The sequence below is a fragment of the Clostridium sp. NkU-1 genome, assembly GCA_001312405.1.
Genome location: BBDR01000006.1, coordinates 44,117 through 60,312, shown reverse-complemented (window position 1 = coordinate 60,312; position 16,196 = coordinate 44,117). Strand labels below are relative to the sequence as shown.

The window sequence follows — 16,196 nt, the reverse complement described above, 5'->3', positions numbered from 1 at the left end:
GCATATATTTATAAAACTAATACACAGGAGGAATATCTCATGTCATTACTGGAATTGTTCATCATTGCGGTAGCCTTATCCATGGATGCGTTTGCTGTCTCCATCTGTAAGGGATTATGCATGCCAAAGATGAACTGGAACAATGGGGTCATAGCAGGCCTGTATTTTGGGGGATTCCAATCAGGAATGCCACTTATTGGCTACTTTCTGGGGTCGCAGTTTAAGGAGGCCATTACTTCTTTTGACCACTGGATCGCTTTTATTTTGCTTGGAGTCATTGGCATCGGCATGATAAAGGAATCCTTCAGCAAAGAAGTAGAGGAATGTGAGGTTTCCCCTATGGCCTCCAAAAACATGATCCCGCTGGCAATCGCGACCAGCATAGATGCCCTGGCAGTGGGGGTTACCTTTGCATTTCTGCAGGTACAGATCGTTCCGGCTGTTTCCTTTATCGGAGCCACCACCTTTACCCTGTCAGTCCTGGGAGTTAAAGTAGGAAATGTATTTGGAACACGTTATAAATCAAAGGCAGAATTTGCAGGCGGCCTGATCCTGATCCTTATGGGAGTCAAAATCCTGGTGCAGCATTTGCTGGGATTTTAAGCCTTCTCACAGGAATACAGCATGACTGCGCCATATGGATCCAGTTGAAATTTTTTCCCATTGATCTCCAGGGAGCCGCAGTTGGATAACAGGACCTCCCAGTTGTCCAGGTTCTCCCTTCCTTCTATTTCCTGGTGCTTTCCCGTAAAATTTGCAAAGACCAGAAGCTTCTCTTCCTGCCGGCTTCTTCTATAGGCAAATATCCCTTCCTGCTTTAGGGGTACAGGCTCATAGCTTCCTTCACTGATTACGCTGTGGCGTTTCCTCAGCCCGATCAGCTTCTGATAGTAGAAAAAGACCGAATCTGGATCAGCAAGGCTCTCCCTCACATTGATCTCCTCACAGTTTTCATTGACATCGATCCAGGGTATGCCTGCGGTAAATCCAGCCTGCTCTCCTGCTTCCCACTGCATAGGGTCCTGCTGTTATCTCTGGACCGCTCTCTTAAAATCTGGTAAATTTCTTCTTCCGCTCTTCCCTGTTCTTTTAATATTTCAAAATAATGAAGGCTTTCCACATCACGGTACTGGGAAATATGGGTAAAATACCCATTGGTCATGCCAATTTCCTCTCCCTGGTAAATATAGGGCGTTCCCCTCATCCGTGTATGACAGTGGCCAGCATCTTTGCACTGCGCTTTCTGTATCTTCCATCATCGCCAAACCTGGATACAACCCTGGGCTGGTCGTGATTGCACCAGAACACCGCATTCCAGCCGTTTCCTTCGGCCATAGAAGTCTGCCATGTGTGGAAAATCTTTTTCAGCTTTTCAAAATCAAAGGGCATTAAGGACCATTTATCTCCGTCCTTATAATCCACCTTTAAATGATGAAAATTAAAACACATCTTAAACTGCTTTTCATCCGGATTGGTATATCGGATGCAATGGTCAATGGTGGTAGAGGACATCTCTCCCACCGTAATGATATCATCGGCATCCAGTCCCGTATCCACCACGATCTCCTGCAGATACTCATGAATCCGGGGGCCGTCGGTGTAAAACCGGCGGCCGTCTCCCTCCTCATCGTCTTCCCAGGCAGAAGGTTTGGATACCAGATTGATCACATCAAACCGGAATCCCTTAATCCCCTTTTCTTTCCAGAAACGGATCACCTTTTTAATCTCTTCCCGTACCATGGGATTCTCCCAGTTTAAATCAGCCTGGGTCTTGTCATATAGATGGAGGTAATATTTCCCGGTTTCCTCCGAATATTCCCATGCACTGCCGCCAAACTTTGACTGCCAGTTGGTAGGCGGGTTTCCAGGAGTTCCTTCCTTAAAGAAATAATAATTCTGGTACCTCTTATCACCGCTTAATGCCTTCTGAAACCATTCATGCTTGTGGATGTATGGTTGAAGACCATATCAAACATCAGCCCCATACCCAGCTCTCCGGCCTTTGCGATCAGCCCGTCTAAATCCTCCATGGTCCCGAACAGGGGATCGATCCGGCAGTAATCCTCTATATCATAACCGTTGTCATTCTGAGGCGATAAGAAAAACGGGGTCAGCCAGAGGTAATCCACTCCCAGCATTTTTAAGTAATCCAGTTTTTCCATCACTCCCTTTAAATCTCCGATCCCGTCTCCGTTGCTGTCCCGGAAGGATTTGGGATAGATCTGATAAACACATGATTTCTTAAAGCTCTCCATTTATACGATCCCTTTCTTTTTTCCAACCATAACTGTCAACGTAAAAGGTACTGCAATTGCAATCAGCATGCACAAGCCGAATATTCCCATATACTGATGCTGTATGGACAGGATTCCGGGAATGCCTCCCACGCCGATGGAATTTGCCGTAACATTCATTCCCACGGAAATTGTAGCAGCTATGGCAGAACCGATCATGGCAGAAAGGAACGGGAAGCCCCTCTTTAAATTCACACCGAACATCGCCGGCTCCGTAACTCCCAGATAACAGGAAATGCAGGCAGGAATGGAGATCTGCTTTGCTTCCTCGTTCTTTTTCTGAAGGTACATCATACCAAGAACTGCAGAACCCTGAGCAATGTTGGATAAAGCGATCATAGGCCACAGCATCGTTCCTTCGAACTCTGCTATCAGCTGTAAGTCAATGGCATTGGTCATATGATGAAGGCCGGTAATAACAAGAGGAGCATAGATAAAGCCAAATAAGGTTGCGAACAGCCAGCGGAAGCTGGAAGTAAGACCTGCATAAACAATTTTTGAAATCCAGGAACCAATGATCCAGCCAATTGGGCCTACCACTGCATGAGCAGCGATCACTGCTAACAGCAGGGAAAAGAATGGAACCACGATCATGGAGATCGCCTGAGGCGTGATTTTCTTAAAGAACCTCTCCAGATAAACAAGTACAAAGCCTGCTAAAATAGCCGGAATGACCTGAGCCTGGTATCCGATCATCTCCATTTTTACAAATCCAAAGTCCCAGACCGGCACTTCAGCGCCTGACGCCATGGCATAGGCATTTAAAAGCTGGGGAGAGACAAGGGTAAGTCCCAGAACAATTCCAAGGATCTGGGTGGTTCCCATCTTTTTTGTGACAGACCAGGTGATCCCTACTGGCAGGAAATGGAAGATCGCTTCACCAAGGAGCCAGAGAAAGCTGTGAACACCGGCCCAGAACTGGGATGCCTGAATAAGGGTTTCTGTTCCCCCATTCATGAACTTGATCTCTCCTATTATATTGCGGAAGCCAAGGATCAGACCGCCTACGATGATCGCCGGAATCAACGGAGCAAAAATCTCCGCAATATCCGCCACCGCCCGCTGCAAAAGATTTAAATTTCCTTTTGCCTCTTTCTTTACTTCGTCCTTTGATACTCCTTCCACACCGGATACAGAAACAAAGTCATTGTAAAAGGACTGTACATCATTTCCAATAATTACCTGAAACTGTCCGGCCTGTGTAAAGGTGCCTTTGACGCTTGAAAGAGCTTCGATCTGCTTTGTATCCGCTTTTTCCGGGTCAACCAGTGCAAAACGCATTCTCGTCATACAGTGGGTCACTGCCCCTATATTTTCCTTTCCCCCACATACTCTAACAGTTTCCTTGCATCGCTCTCATACTTACCCATATCCATACTCCCTTCATACATGTTTTTGGCGCTCACAAACTTATATGTTAATTTTGTAATCACACTATAACATATACGTACAACTTTGTCAATATACCGAAAAGTAAATTTAACTTGTGGGCATACAGGCAAGGGCAATGCAGACGGCAATTATAATTTCCGGCGGGCAAAATCCACAAACTTAAACTTGTCCGGCCTGTGGCGCGATTCTGTGTACTGGAACAGGGTGGAATCCTCCAGATACGTATAGCTCTTTACCACCACGACCATATCATAACGCCCCATATCAAGGAGGCGGTAATCTTCATCAGCCGCCATATGGACCGTGATCTCCTTCATGGCAAAACCGATTTTAAGCCCCTGTTCATTCTCCAGATATTCATAAACAGAATCCTGTGCAGCGCGCAAAGGCAGATTCTCCACAACCTTCCTGGAAAAATAATCCTTATCAATGATGATCTTTTCCCCATCGATTTCCCGGACCCGTTCCAGCACAAAGGCCTCATCCTCCGGGCCGATCTGAAGCGCCTCCATAAGCTTTTTATCATTTTTCACGATTTCCAGATTCTCCACAAAGGTTCTGGGCCTGGATTCCGAATAGCGGTAGATTTCCTTAAAGCTTGCTATCTCCGATACCGGGAAATTAAACTTGCTCTTATCCACCACCTCCGCGGCTTTTCCCCTGGCTTTGCGGATGCAGCCATCCTCCTCCAAAAGTCCCAGGGCCTTGCGGACGGTGTCACGGGATGCGCCGTATATTTCCATCAGCTCCCCTTCCGCCGGAAGCTTGTCTCCCGGACGGTATTCCCGCCTTTCTATTTTTTCAAGCAGTTCTTTATAAAGACGCCTGTATTTACTTTCCATAAGCTAACATCCTCACTTTACCTGTCATTTCCATTGATTTAGATATCGGTTATTATTTTAACATATACGTATACCTTAGTCAAATAATTCGGTTTCAAACCGAAAAGCAAACAGACATCTATTAATTTTTTTAACATACACCCTTTTCCAAATAGAAGCAAATAATTATGCAACAAACTCTTTTCTATTCTTTCCATATATGGGTTGATATGGTAAACTGTTTTTAGAGCAATGACTACAAAGGAGGATTCATGCATGCAAATGCAGTATACAAAAAAAATATAAATAACAAAAGCGTCTTAGGCATTATCCGGCGCTTCTGTGGTTACATTGATCCACGGCTTACAGAACACGGTTCTCACGTGGCTTATATCATTTCCCGCATGCTGCGAAATACCGGGCAATATTCCAGTCAGGAGCTTCGTGATATCTGTTTTCTGGCCCAGCTTCATGATATCGGGGCATATAAGACAGAAGAAATCTCCAAAATGCTTCAATTTGAAACCGATGATATTTGGGATCATTCCTTCTATGGATACCTTTTCATACGATACTTTTCACCCCTCAAAAAAATTAGCTCCTGCAGTACTTTTACACCATATCACCTGGAATTTTCTGGAAAAAGAGGAAGAGCCCAGTACAAAAATTAAAAATCTTGCACAGATTCTTCACATTGCAGACCGCATTGATGTCTCCATGTCACTGGAAAAGAATTCCTGGGAGGAAACCCTCCAGCTGATAACCCAGGGAAGGAACAACATTTTCGCACCTCACATTGTAGATCTTGCCGCTAAGCTTGACTTTCAGGATTCCATTGAAAATGAATGGAGAAACGATTCCGAATACTTTGACTTTTTGACCAGCATTCCCCTTTCCGAAGAAGAGACTACAGAGTATTTGAAAATGCTGGTCTTTATCATTGATTTCAGAAGCCATCACACGGTAACCCATACCATAACTACCACCAGCATCAGCTATGAGCTGGGAAAACTCCTGTCCTTTAATGAGGAACAATTAAACATGGTCCTCTGCGGCTCACTGCTCCACGATTTGGGTAAAATCGCCATTCCGGTGGAAATTCTTGAGTATCCGGGAAAATTAAGCCGCCAGGCCATGGCAATTATGCGGACCCATGTAAATTACACGGAGAAAATATTCGGAGGCAGTATTGATAAAGCCATTGAGCGCATTGCACTGCGTCATCATGAAAAGCTGGATGGATCCGGATATCCCCATAAGCTGAAAGCCGGGGATCTGACTACGGAAGAACGGCTGGTAGCCATTGCCGATATCATCAGTGCCTTAACCGGTACAAGAAGCTATAAGGACTCCTTTCCAACAGACCACATTCTGTCCATCCTCACCAGTATGAAGGGGGACGGCCTGTTGGATGAAGCCATCGTTGACCTGGCAGTGGAACATCTTGATGAAATTCTTGATACAACTGCTATCCGCTGTCAGCCCATATTAAGCATTTACGAGAAACTGAGAAAAGAATATGAATCTCTTCCTTATTTAGAGTCCTATCATGAAAAGCTTCATTTTGCACTTACCTTAAAGGATCCAGAGCTAATGCCATCATGGCCATGAAGTATAAAAACCCGGCTGATTCCAGCCGGATTTTTTTAGACTGTAGACAAGGTTAAATTATATCTTGCAGCAATGTACATGAAGAGAATAAATAAACATTGCTATATTTATGTGCTTAATTCTAATATAATTAAATAAATTGAAATTTGTTGAGCAGTTTGAACTACGAATTACTTATATAGTGAGGTAGGCATTGGATGAAAGCGGGAGAAGTATGCTTATTGACAAGTGATGTTATTCGACCATCAAATTTTTTTAAAAAATGTCGTTTCATATTGATAATGATAGTGATGATAATGTTCATCAATTTATTATATCAGAAGAAACAACACTGACTGTTTTCAATGACGAAATGGAGCGAAAAACCAACTCCCGCAGCATTTGTATTGCATTTACAGTTGATGATGTTGATGTTGAATTTGAGAGATTAAAAGAACTTGGTGTTGAGATTGTTGATATTCCGGCAATTAGACCGTGGGGACAAAAAATAACAAGGGAGATTTAAACCTCCCTTGCGTCACCGGATGATGCCTAATTGGATGTAATTCTAGGTTTAGGGCCTTCACCCGGAGGAGTATAAAATGGATCAATATAATCGCTATTTGATGGGGTTTTCGAACGATGATCTGTATGGGTAACATTTTTATTACTGACATGATTGTCTGCAGCACTGCCCTGTTTGTTGGAAGATGTATTTTTGCTATTCAAGATTGATGCTCCTTTCGCTTTTTAGTAGTGTCTGCAGAACAAAAATTAATATACAGCCTGTTAAGGATTTAGCTCAATCAGTCTGAAAAATCCGGCTGATTCCAGCCGGATTTTAAAATTTTCTTTATTTTGTAATTACCCTTACAAATTTCTTCTTACCCCGTTTTACTACAATTCCTTCTCCCGAAAACTGCTCTTTTGCCAAAACAGCTTTCACATCAGAAACAGTCTCACCTTCTACTGTTACTCCGCCCTGTTCCACATTGCGCCTTGCTTCGGAACGTGTGGGAGCCAGACCGGATTTCTGGAGAATGGCAAGGATGTCAATGCTTCCGTCCGTAAAATCTGCCTCTTCCAGTTCACAGGTGGGCATATCTGCCGCATTGCCGCCGGTAAACAGCGCTCTGGCACTCTCTCTGGCCCTTTCCGCTTCCTCTTCCCCATGGACCAGATTGGTCAGTTCGTAGGCAAGAATTTCTTTCGCTTCATTTAACTGGCTGCCTTCCCAGCTATCCATCTCGTTAATCTGCTCGATGGGAAGGAAGGTCAGCATGCGCAGGCATTTTAACACATCCGCATCGGCAATGTTTCTCCAGTACTGGAAGAAATCAAAGGGAGAAGTCTTTTCCGGATCAAGCCATACAGCGCCGGACTGGGTTTTTCCCATCTTATTTCCCTCGGAATTTAAAAGCAGGGTAATGGTCATGGCATGGGCATCTTTTCCCAGCTTCCGGCGGATCAGCTCTGTTCCACCAAGCATATTGCTCCACTGGTCATCTCCGCCAAACTGCATATTACAGCCGTAACGGTTAAACAGCTCATAGAAGTCATAGCTCTGCATGATCATGTAGTTGAATTCCAGGAAGCTTAAGCCCTTTTCCATACGCTGCTTATAGCATTCAGCAGTCAGCATGCGGTTGACGGAGAAATGGGGGCCAACCTCCCGCAGAAAATTAATATAATTTAAATTCAGCAGCCAGTCTGCGTTATTGACCATAAGAGCCTTTCCTTCAGAAAAGTCGATAAAACGGCTCATCTGCTTTTTAAAACAGTCGCAGTTGTGCTGGATCGTTTCCACTGTCATCACCTGGCGCAAGTCGCTTCTGCCGGAAGGATCTCCAACCATACCGGTTCCGCCTCCGATCAGGGCGATGGGCTTATTGCCTGCCTCCTGAAGGCGCTTCATTAAGCAAAGGGCCATAAAATGTCCTACATGAAGCTGTCAGCCGTGGGATCAAATCCAATGTAGAATACGGCCTTTCCTTCATTTACCATTTTGCTGATCTCTTCTTCGTTTGTCACCTGGCAATCAGGCCCCGGGCTTTCAATTCTTCATAAATTTTCATTTTCATTCTCCTTTTCATAAAAATAAGCCCCGTCCTATCAAAAGGACGAGGCTGAAGTCTCGTGTTACCACCTTAAGTTTATAAACAGCTCACGCTGCTCACCTCTTTGAGTACCTGATACGATACTCTAGCACAATAACGGGTGCGGGAATCCGTCGCAGCCTACTTGGCATCTCAGCCGTTGGGTGCGAAGCTCAAAGATGTATTCGCAATTCGTTTTCCACGCGCCTCTCATCTGCCGGCTGCTTTCTGTGTGGTCCATCGTACTGCTACTTGTTCTTATCAACGCTTTTACTTGTTTTATGAAGTTAATGACTAGTATATGGGGTTTTCACGCATTTGTCAAGAGCCATTTTTATTTCTGACGATGAAGCAAATTTTACTTTAATTCCGGCCAGTATTCCCTGTTAGCCTCTATCAGATCATCTAAAATCTGTTTTGCAACGGAAGCACTAGGCACGGTCTTTGACAAGGTCAGGGCCTGCCACAGCTTTAAATAGCTTCCCTGGGTCCATGCTTCCACCACCAGACGCTCCACAGCAAGCTGCTCTTCCATCATTCCCTTTTCAAAGGTAGGAATATTTCCCTGGCATATAGGTTCCGGGCCTTCATTACCTACGAGACAAGGCACTTCCACCATTGCAGTTGGATCAAAATTAGAGATGGCTCCTTTGTTTTCCACGATGCAAAGCATCTGCTCACGGGTATTAAAGGCAATGGCACAGGCCAGATCTACAATGAAAGAAGCATGGTTGTCAATGGAGAATTCCCCGCCTTTTCCGGTTCCTGCCTGTATGATGGCTTTTGCGGCACCAAACACCTCTTTTTCTCTTCCTTCCATTACCTCATTGGCTCTGGTATGGTTAGGATCTGTATGCTCTACCACATAGTCCGGGTAAAGGTAATATTTTAAATAAGTATTGGGAAGAAAGTCAGGCTCCAGCTTTAATAAATCCGCCGCCTTTTTATGGGTCAGCTGCCAGCTTGCATCCATATGCTGGGTCTCCACGGCCTTTTCCGTTAAGTATCCGTTTTTAGACACATAATCCAGAAGCTTGGGCATTAAGTCGGTTCCATCTTTATCCTTTACACTGGTCCACCAGCCAAAGTGGTTCAGTCCGAAATACTTTACATCCATGTCCTTCGGATCCCTGCCCACAATATATCCCATACGCCGTTTGGTTCCCACCGGCATATCACAGATATTTAAGACCTTGGAATGAGGCTTTAATACACGGCAGGCTTCTGCCACAATGGAAGCAGGATTGGAATAATTGAGCATCCAGCAGTCCGGAGAATATTTTTCCATAAGATCAATCAGCTCCATCATCCCGCCAATGCTTCTCATTCCATATGCAATGCCGCCGGGACCGCAGGTTTCCTGTCCAACACATGATATTTCATGGGGATTTTTTCATCTAACTCCCGCATGGCATATTTGCCCACCGGATATGAGCCATGCAGAAATCCACATCGGTAAAGGCCTCCCTGGGGTCTGTTGTATAAGAAAACTCCACATCAGGCGCTGTTTCCTTCATTACAATTTCAATGGCTTTTGCCAGGGTTTCCTGACGCTCCCCGTCATTGTCGTAAAGTTTTAAAGAGCGGATAGGAAACCGGTGCAGGTTATCCATCAGCATCATTACAATACCAGGCGTGTAGGTGCTTCCACCGCCGGCAATTACAATTGAGAATTTTTTCACGATGATATTCCTCCTTGCTTCATCTGATCTGTCAGCTGTTTTCGTTGTTTCCCAGTTCCTCGTCAACAGCTTTTCTTACAGCAGTTACTTTTAAACCATAGATTACCTGAACGTTATTTCCCTTTTTCATTACGCCATTGGCTCCGGTGTCATTTTTCAGTATCTCTTCCTGAACCAGATCAGGATTGGTAATGATCAGGCGCAAACGGGTAAAGCAGTTGTCCACCTTTTCAATATTTCCGGCGCTCCCAGGGCTTTCACGATCAGTGCGGCATCCACATCCTCGCCGTCCTTCCCAGCTTTTCCCCCTTTCTCAGAAGCAACCTTTTCTTTGTACTCTGCTTTGGTATGAAGCTTCATTTCCATCCCTTCCGTTTCGCGGCCCAGGGTCTTTAAATTCAATTTTGTAATAAGAGTGCGGAATACGATATAGTAGATCACAAAAAAATCCAAGACCGGTGACGATATACATAGGCCATCCGGTTTTGTGGATTCCCAAAGGCACATTGAAAAGCAGGAAATCCAAAAAGCCGTTAGGACCGATGGCGCGGACGTTTAAAATATTGAGAACCACCATGCTCAGTCCGCTTAAACCGGCATGAACAACAAACAGAACAGGAGCTACGAACATAAAGGAAAATTCAATCGGCTCTGTAACACCTGCAATAAAAGAAGTAAATGCGGCAGGAATCAGGATGGCTTTTATTTTATTGCGGTTCTCCGGCCTTGCCGTATGATACATGGCAAGACAGGCGCCCATTAAGCCGAACATTTTGGAGATTCCTCTGGCATCCCAGATCACGGACTTAGATAACATATCGATAGCAGGGTCTGCGATTTCGGCATAATAAATGTTTCTGGCTCCCTCAAACACTTCTCCTCCAATGGTTGCAGCGCCTCCCAGGGAAGTATATAAAAACGGGGTATAGACCAGGTGATGAAGGCCTGTGGGAATGAGAAGACGTTCCAGCGCGCCGTAAATAAAAATCCCGAAGTTTCCGGATTGATTGATGAATACCCCAAGGCTTGTAATTCCCATCTGGACAAAAGGCCATACATAGGTAAGAAGGACTGCCAGAAGTACGGTCACAGGGATCAATACAATGAATACAAACCTGGAGCCGCCATATATCTGAAAAGCATTTTTAAATTCAGTTTCACAAAATCTGTTGTGAACCATGGCTGTTACAATTCCAAGAATAATTCCCAGGAATACGCCCATATCCAGGATCTGCACTCCCAGCACCATGGCCTGACCCGTCCCTCTTAAAGACTCCCCTGTAAACAGGATTCCCGTCAGTGTCATGAATTTGTTCATAGCGTTAATGAATACCAGGAATCCCAAAAGAGCAGTAAATCCGGCCTCATATTTTTTTTCTTATTGGCAAGACCTGCTGCAAGTCCCACACAGAAAATCAGTCCCAAGTTATTCAGGATAGATACCAAAGAACCTGACAGGATGGTGCCAAAGCCCTTTGTCACCGGATTATCCAAAAATGGCAGAAGCTCCAGCAGCTTTGCATTTGTAAACAAGTTTCCGACAGCGATTAAAATACCTGCGATGGGCAGAATTAAAACCGGGATGAACATTGCTTTTGAAAAGCGCTGCAGCTGATCCATCACTTTTTCTTTCATTCTCTTTTCCTCCAATAATCAATGATTCGTTTTCTTTTTTTCATTTCACGTGAAATTCATATCCACATTATAGCCGCCATCTCACTCTTTGTATATACTTTGGGAAAGGATAGGAACCTGTTATTCCAGGTAGTAACAGGTTTCAAAAAAAGGCCCCGGATACCGCCCTTTTAAGCGTTATCCGGAACCTTTATCCTTCTTCTTTATCCATATTTTGAAGCACCCTGTGGTACTCATAAATCAGAATCTCCATTAGCATGAACACATTGGGGAAAAATGTGTTTGCCATCATGTTTCTGTCATCCAGTTTATTGCTGTCCTCTATTCGAAACTGCATATCCGTTATGGAGCTGACCCGGTTTTCCGCCTCATTGGTAAAGGACACGGTAAAAATACCATTTTCCCCGGCAGTTTTCACCCGGTCCGCCACCCAGTCCGTTTCCCCGGACCTGGAAACCACGATCAGCATTTTCATGTTCTCCAGATTGTTTTCAAAAACTCCGATGGAATCCATTCCATTGGAATAAATGCATTTTATCCCAAGCACCAGAAGCTTTTTTGTCAGATATTCAACCGGAATGGCGGAAAAACCTGTTGCATACAAAAATACGTATCCCCCTCCAGCTGCTGATCCGCCTGGCAAATTCCTGGATATCCTCATAGGAATTGTATTTTAAGAGGGAATTGGTGCAAAAGCTGTTGATAAACTGCATGCCGGCGTCCTCATTGTCCCTGGCATTGTTTACAAGAGGAAGCAGCTTGTAATACATATCCACAAACCCGCTGTAGCCCAGCTTTTTTGTCAGGCGCATGATCGTTGAAGTGGAAGTGAAATTTTCCTTTGCAACTCCCCGTACTCCCATTTTCAGCATGGAATCCATGTGATCAATGATGTAGCGGAGAACACTGTCTTCCACTTCTGTTAAGTTCTTTCCTGCTGTCAGTTTGCTTAAATCTACCATTCCTGCCATCTATCTTCCCTCTTTTTGAGTTCTCTTCTATTAGAAAAAATCTTCATACCCCTGGATCATAGGGTAAGGAGCGCAGTTCTTTAAAGGTGCGGTTATGGTCCCTCTCACATACTCGCTGAACCCCTGGCGGCGAAAATCTTCCTTGGTTTTATTTTTGATCAGCCGGCCGCCTCTGCCCACCTCACCTATATAATACCCATTTTGGTCATATATTTCCTTACCAAAAATTTTCCAAGAATTTTCCCGTCGCAGGCAGCCAGATAATCCCTCTGCCTTACACCGATATAGTTTCCCTGCCAATTCCAATATCGTTCCATAGAAATCAATCCTTCCTCTTTTCATTCCATGCAATCATACACCATTTTTCGTTAAAAAGAAACACTTTAGGGAAGCACATTGCCAAATTTTCGATGAATACTGGATTTTTCCTGCATTCTGTTATATAATCAACTGAAAAAAATACAGAATAAGCACATACACAGGAGGATATTATGGGATTTCAATACATTAGCAATCTGCCGAGCCCGGAAGAGATCAAAAAACAATTTCCAATTTCGCCAGCAGCAGAAGTACTCAAAACAGAACGAGACCAGGCAATCAAAAGCGTACTTACCGGGAAAAGCGACAAATTCCTTGTTATCATTGGTCCCTGCTCCGCCGACAATGAAGAGTCTGTTTCTGATTATGTGAGCCGTCTTGTTAAGGTTCAGGAAAAAAACAAAAGACCGTCTGATCATCATTCCCAGAATTTATACCAACAAGCCAAGGACCACCGGCGAAGGATACAAAGGAATGCTTCACCAGCCTGACCCGGAAAAGAAGCCTGATCTTAAGGAAGGCCTGATCGCTATCCGCAAAATGCACATGAAAGTATTCTTAGAAACCGGTTTATCCACAGCCGATGAGATGCTTTATCCGGAAAACCTGGGATACCTTGATGATATTATGTCCTACATTGCCATTGGCGCCCGTTCCGTGGAAAACCAGCAGCACCGGCTGACCTCCAGCGCCTGTGACGTTGCCGTTGGCATGAAAAATCCTACCAGCGGTGATCTTTCCGTTATGCTCAATTCCGTTGTGGCCGCACAGCAGGCCCATGATTTTACCTATAGGGGCTGGGAAGTAAGAAGCAACGGCAATCCACTGGCTCATACCATTTTAAGGGGCGCTGTCAACAAACACGGCCAATGCATCCCCAACTACCACTTTGAAGACTTATTCCGTCTCCATGAGATGTACAGCCGCCGCAATCTGCAGAATCCGGCCTGCATCGTGGATACCAACCACTCCAATTCCAACAAAAAAAATACAGGGAACAGATTCGTATTTCCAAGGAAGTCCTTCACAGCAGAAAGCATTCACCTGAAATACGGGCTCTGGTAAAGGGCTTAATGATTGAAAGCTACATTGAGCCGGGCAGCCAGAAGGTAGGAGAACACTGCTACGGAAAATCCATTACCGATCCTTGTCTGGGCTGGGAAGATTCCGAACGTCTGATCTATGAAATCGCTGAAAATGCATAAAATTTCATATTAATTTAAATTGAGGGTGTTGTAAAATAATTTTTTTATACAGGATATTGGTATTAGCCAAAGGGCCAGAAGCCATGTCTTGATGAAACTTTGCATTTTGCGGCACCCTCTTTATTTTTGCTGATTTTTCCTTTTATCCCCTGCCTGTTATTAGTATTTTTTTCAATTTTCTCTTGTTTTTCTAATAAGAAATGGTAAAATATAATTGCAATCAATAAAATGAATCTTATTCTGTTGGTACCTCTATAAACCTCTATGAAGTTGTTGACACGTTCATGCCGGGCCTATCCGGCTGCTTAGAAAAGGAGGTATGGGTATGCGGACCATTGAAGTCGATATCCAGCTGCGTTACCCCCCTATCCCTCTCGCACTCTTAATCAAAATCGCTAATTCCTTTGACTGTGATATTTATATTGACTACGGTTTAACAAAGGTAAATGTCAAGGACTATGACGAGATGAAAAAAGGGGTTAACACACAGAACCGGAATTTACAGTTTCATTTCGACGGCATTGATGAACAGGCCGCCGAAGGACGGATTGAAATGCTGTTTCAGCCATTATCCGTCAGAAAGGAACCTTTATGAATTATCATCCAGAAGAGAGTTGATATTAGCATAACGCTGATCATCAACTCTCTTTTCATTATTTCCTTAACCAAGGATTGCCGTAATGATAAAATACACAAACACTACTGCGCCCAATACAATTCTGTAATATCCGAAGAATTTAAAATCATGCTGTCTGATATATCCCATCAGGAACTTAATAGAATAAACAGAAACAACAAAAGCTACCACCATGCCTAAAACCAGATAGAATATCTGTGGACCGGTAAAATTCAGTCCATATTTCACAACCTTTAAAAGGCTGGCTCCGAACATCACCGGGATTCCCAGGAAAAAGGAAAACTCTGCAGAAGCTGCCCGGGAACATCCCAGGATCATGCTCCGAGAATGGTAGCGCCGGAACGGGAGGTACCAGGAATCAGGGCTAAAAGCTGAAACAGGCCGATCCAAAGAGCTGTCTGGTACGAAATATCCCCCACCTTCTGTACTTCAAAACTCCGGTACTGGTTCCGGTTCTCTATGATGATAAACAGCACGCCATAAAGGATCAGGGTCGCTGCCACCACATAGCCGTTCATCAGATACTCATCAAGGATATCATCTACCAGGAGCCCGATTACTGCGGCCGGAATACAGGCTAAAATAATCTTTGACCAGAGAATCAGGGTCGCCTGATTCTGCGCCGGTTTCTTCCTGGTTGAAAAGGGGTTGAGCTTATCAAAATACAGAACCAGAACCGCCAGGATCGCCCCCAGCTGGATTACCACCAAAACATGTTTTAAAGCGGTCGGCTGATTTAGGTGTATGATTTCATCCACCAGGATCATATGCCTGTACTGCTTATGGGAAGCCACTCTGTAAATCCCTCCACAATTCCAAGAACAATTACTTTTAAAATCTCAATGATATTCATTCCTTTTCCCCTGTCTTTTTAAATATTTTCAATCTGCCAGTCAATAGGCTCCAGCCCATTTTCCTTTAAATAAGCATTGGTTCTGCTAAAGTGTTTACAGCCGAAGAATCCCCGGTAAGCGGAAAGAGGGCTGGGGTGAGGCGCCTCTAAAATCAGGTGCCTGGGATTTGTGAGCATCACCTTCTTATTCTGAGCCGGACGTCCCCATAAAAGGAATACCATGGGCCGGTCCTGTTCATTTAAAATCTTTATGGCAGCATCCGTAAAGGTCTCCCATCCGATTCCCTGGTGGGAATTGGCCGCATGGGCGCGCACGGTAAGCACCGTATTAAGGAGCATGACCCCCTGGTCAGCCCATTTTTTTAAATATCCGTTATTCGGAATCTCACAGCCTAAATCTTCCCGCAGCTCCTGATAAATATTCACCAGGGACGGGGGAATATCCACATCAGGCTTTACAGAAAAACACAGCCCGTGGGCCTGCCCATTATTATGATAAGGATCCTGCCCTAAAATCACTACCTTTACATTGGAAAGGGGCGTGAACTGAAATGCATTAAAAATGTCGTTTGGGTCCGGAAAGACCTGGGTCATTTCATATTCATGCTTCACCTTCTGATAAAGTTCCCTGTAATATGGCTTTTTAAACTCTCCGCTTAAGGGTTCCAGCCAGTCGTTCTCTATTGCTCCCATTCTTTCTCC

At 44.4% G+C, this 16,196-nt stretch carries 10 protein-coding genes, 7 pseudogenes and 1 other annotated feature; of the genes and pseudogenes, 5 read left to right on the top strand and 12 right to left on the bottom strand.

What is annotated here, in order from left to right; genetic code table 11:
• Window positions 1-39 precede the first annotated feature (39 nt).
• Window positions 40-603 (top strand): manganese efflux pump, encoded by a 564-nt coding sequence (locus JCM10519_RS11195; RefSeq protein WP_054739209.1) that lies wholly within the window; start codon window positions 40-42, stop codon window positions 601-603.
• On the opposite strand, the pseudogene treC reads toward JCM10519_RS11195, so the two are convergent.
• From treC to JCM10519_RS28995, 4 genes and pseudogenes are all read right to left on the bottom strand, one after another.
• A pseudogene (treC, locus tag JCM10519_RS11190) lies at window positions 600-2,255 on the bottom strand (alpha,alpha-phosphotrehalase). The gene JCM10519_RS11195 and the pseudogene treC overlap by 4 nt on opposite strands.
• Window positions 2,256-3,664: pseudogene (gene treP / locus JCM10519_RS11185) on the bottom strand (PTS system trehalose-specific EIIBC component).
• Window positions 3,665-3,814: 150 nt separating this feature from the next.
• Window positions 3,815-4,528, bottom strand: a complete 714-nt coding sequence (gene treR / locus JCM10519_RS11180) for a trehalose operon repressor (RefSeq protein WP_054739207.1) — start codon at window positions 4,526-4,528, stop codon at window positions 3,815-3,817.
• Window positions 4,529-4,827: 299 nt separating this feature from the next.
• Window positions 4,828-5,052: a hypothetical protein gene (locus tag JCM10519_RS28995; RefSeq protein ID WP_347843884.1), complete on the bottom strand. Its 225-nt coding sequence runs from the start codon at window positions 5,050-5,052 to the stop codon at window positions 4,828-4,830.
• Window positions 5,053-5,059: 7 nt separating this feature from the next.
• Between JCM10519_RS28995 and JCM10519_RS11175 the strand changes: the two genes are divergently transcribed.
• Both JCM10519_RS11175 and JCM10519_RS11170 read left to right on the top strand, forming a co-directional pair.
• Window positions 5,060-6,118, top strand: a complete 1,059-nt coding sequence (locus JCM10519_RS11175) for an HD domain-containing phosphohydrolase (protein ID WP_347843883.1) — start codon at window positions 5,060-5,062, stop codon at window positions 6,116-6,118.
• 262 nt (window positions 6,119-6,380) lie between these two features.
• A complete protein-coding gene (locus tag JCM10519_RS11170) occupies window positions 6,381-6,623 on the top strand; it encodes a VOC family protein (protein WP_054739206.1) in 243 nt (80 codons plus the stop codon).
• A gap of 327 nt (window positions 6,624-6,950) precedes the next feature.
• Here the strand turns inward: JCM10519_RS11170 and tyrS are convergent.
• The 6 genes and pseudogenes from tyrS to JCM10519_RS11145 form a co-directional block, all read right to left on the bottom strand.
• Window positions 6,951-8,172: pseudogene (gene tyrS / locus JCM10519_RS11165) on the bottom strand (tyrosine--tRNA ligase).
• 38 nt (window positions 8,173-8,210) lie between these two features.
• Window positions 8,211-8,467 (bottom strand) — a binding site (T-box leader).
• A gap of 84 nt (window positions 8,468-8,551) precedes the next feature.
• Window positions 8,552-9,875: pseudogene (locus tag JCM10519_RS11160) on the bottom strand (6-phospho-alpha-glucosidase).
• Between the two features lie 31 nt (window positions 9,876-9,906).
• Window positions 9,907-11,510 (bottom strand): annotated as a pseudogene (locus JCM10519_RS11155) (PTS transporter subunit EIIC).
• Between the two features lie 190 nt (window positions 11,511-11,700).
• Window positions 11,701-12,114, bottom strand: a complete 414-nt coding sequence (locus JCM10519_RS28990) for an SIS domain-containing protein (protein ID WP_347843882.1) — start codon at window positions 12,112-12,114, stop codon at window positions 11,701-11,703.
• Window positions 12,080-12,481, bottom strand: coding sequence for a hypothetical protein (locus tag JCM10519_RS28985; protein WP_347843881.1), 402 nt, complete (start codon window positions 12,479-12,481; stop codon window positions 12,080-12,082). The genes JCM10519_RS28990 and JCM10519_RS28985 overlap by 35 nt, the downstream gene beginning before the upstream one ends.
• Before the next feature lie 30 nt (window positions 12,482-12,511).
• Window positions 12,512-12,823, bottom strand: a complete 312-nt coding sequence (locus tag JCM10519_RS11145) for a hypothetical protein (protein ID WP_347843880.1) — start codon at window positions 12,821-12,823, stop codon at window positions 12,512-12,514.
• A 149-nt stretch (window positions 12,824-12,972) separates the two neighbouring features.
• Here JCM10519_RS11145 and JCM10519_RS11140 point away from each other — a divergent pair.
• Both JCM10519_RS11140 and JCM10519_RS11135 read left to right on the top strand, forming a co-directional pair.
• A pseudogene (locus JCM10519_RS11140) lies at window positions 12,973-14,004 on the top strand (3-deoxy-7-phosphoheptulonate synthase).
• A 325-nt stretch (window positions 14,005-14,329) separates the two neighbouring features.
• Window positions 14,330-14,599 carry a phosphocarrier protein HPr gene (locus tag JCM10519_RS11135; RefSeq protein ID WP_054739204.1) on the top strand — a complete coding sequence of 90 codons (270 nt, stop codon included), beginning with the start codon at window positions 14,330-14,332 and terminating at the stop codon, window positions 14,597-14,599.
• A 66-nt stretch (window positions 14,600-14,665) separates the two neighbouring features.
• Here JCM10519_RS11135 and JCM10519_RS11130 read toward each other — a convergent pair.
• Both JCM10519_RS11130 and ung read right to left on the bottom strand, forming a co-directional pair.
• A pseudogene (locus JCM10519_RS11130) lies at window positions 14,666-15,494 on the bottom strand (undecaprenyl-diphosphate phosphatase).
• Window positions 15,495-15,512: 18 nt separating this feature from the next.
• Window positions 15,513-16,187, bottom strand: coding sequence for a uracil-DNA glycosylase (gene ung, locus JCM10519_RS11125; RefSeq protein WP_054739203.1), 675 nt, complete (start codon window positions 16,185-16,187; stop codon window positions 15,513-15,515).
• Window positions 16,188-16,196: the final 9 nt, after the last annotated feature.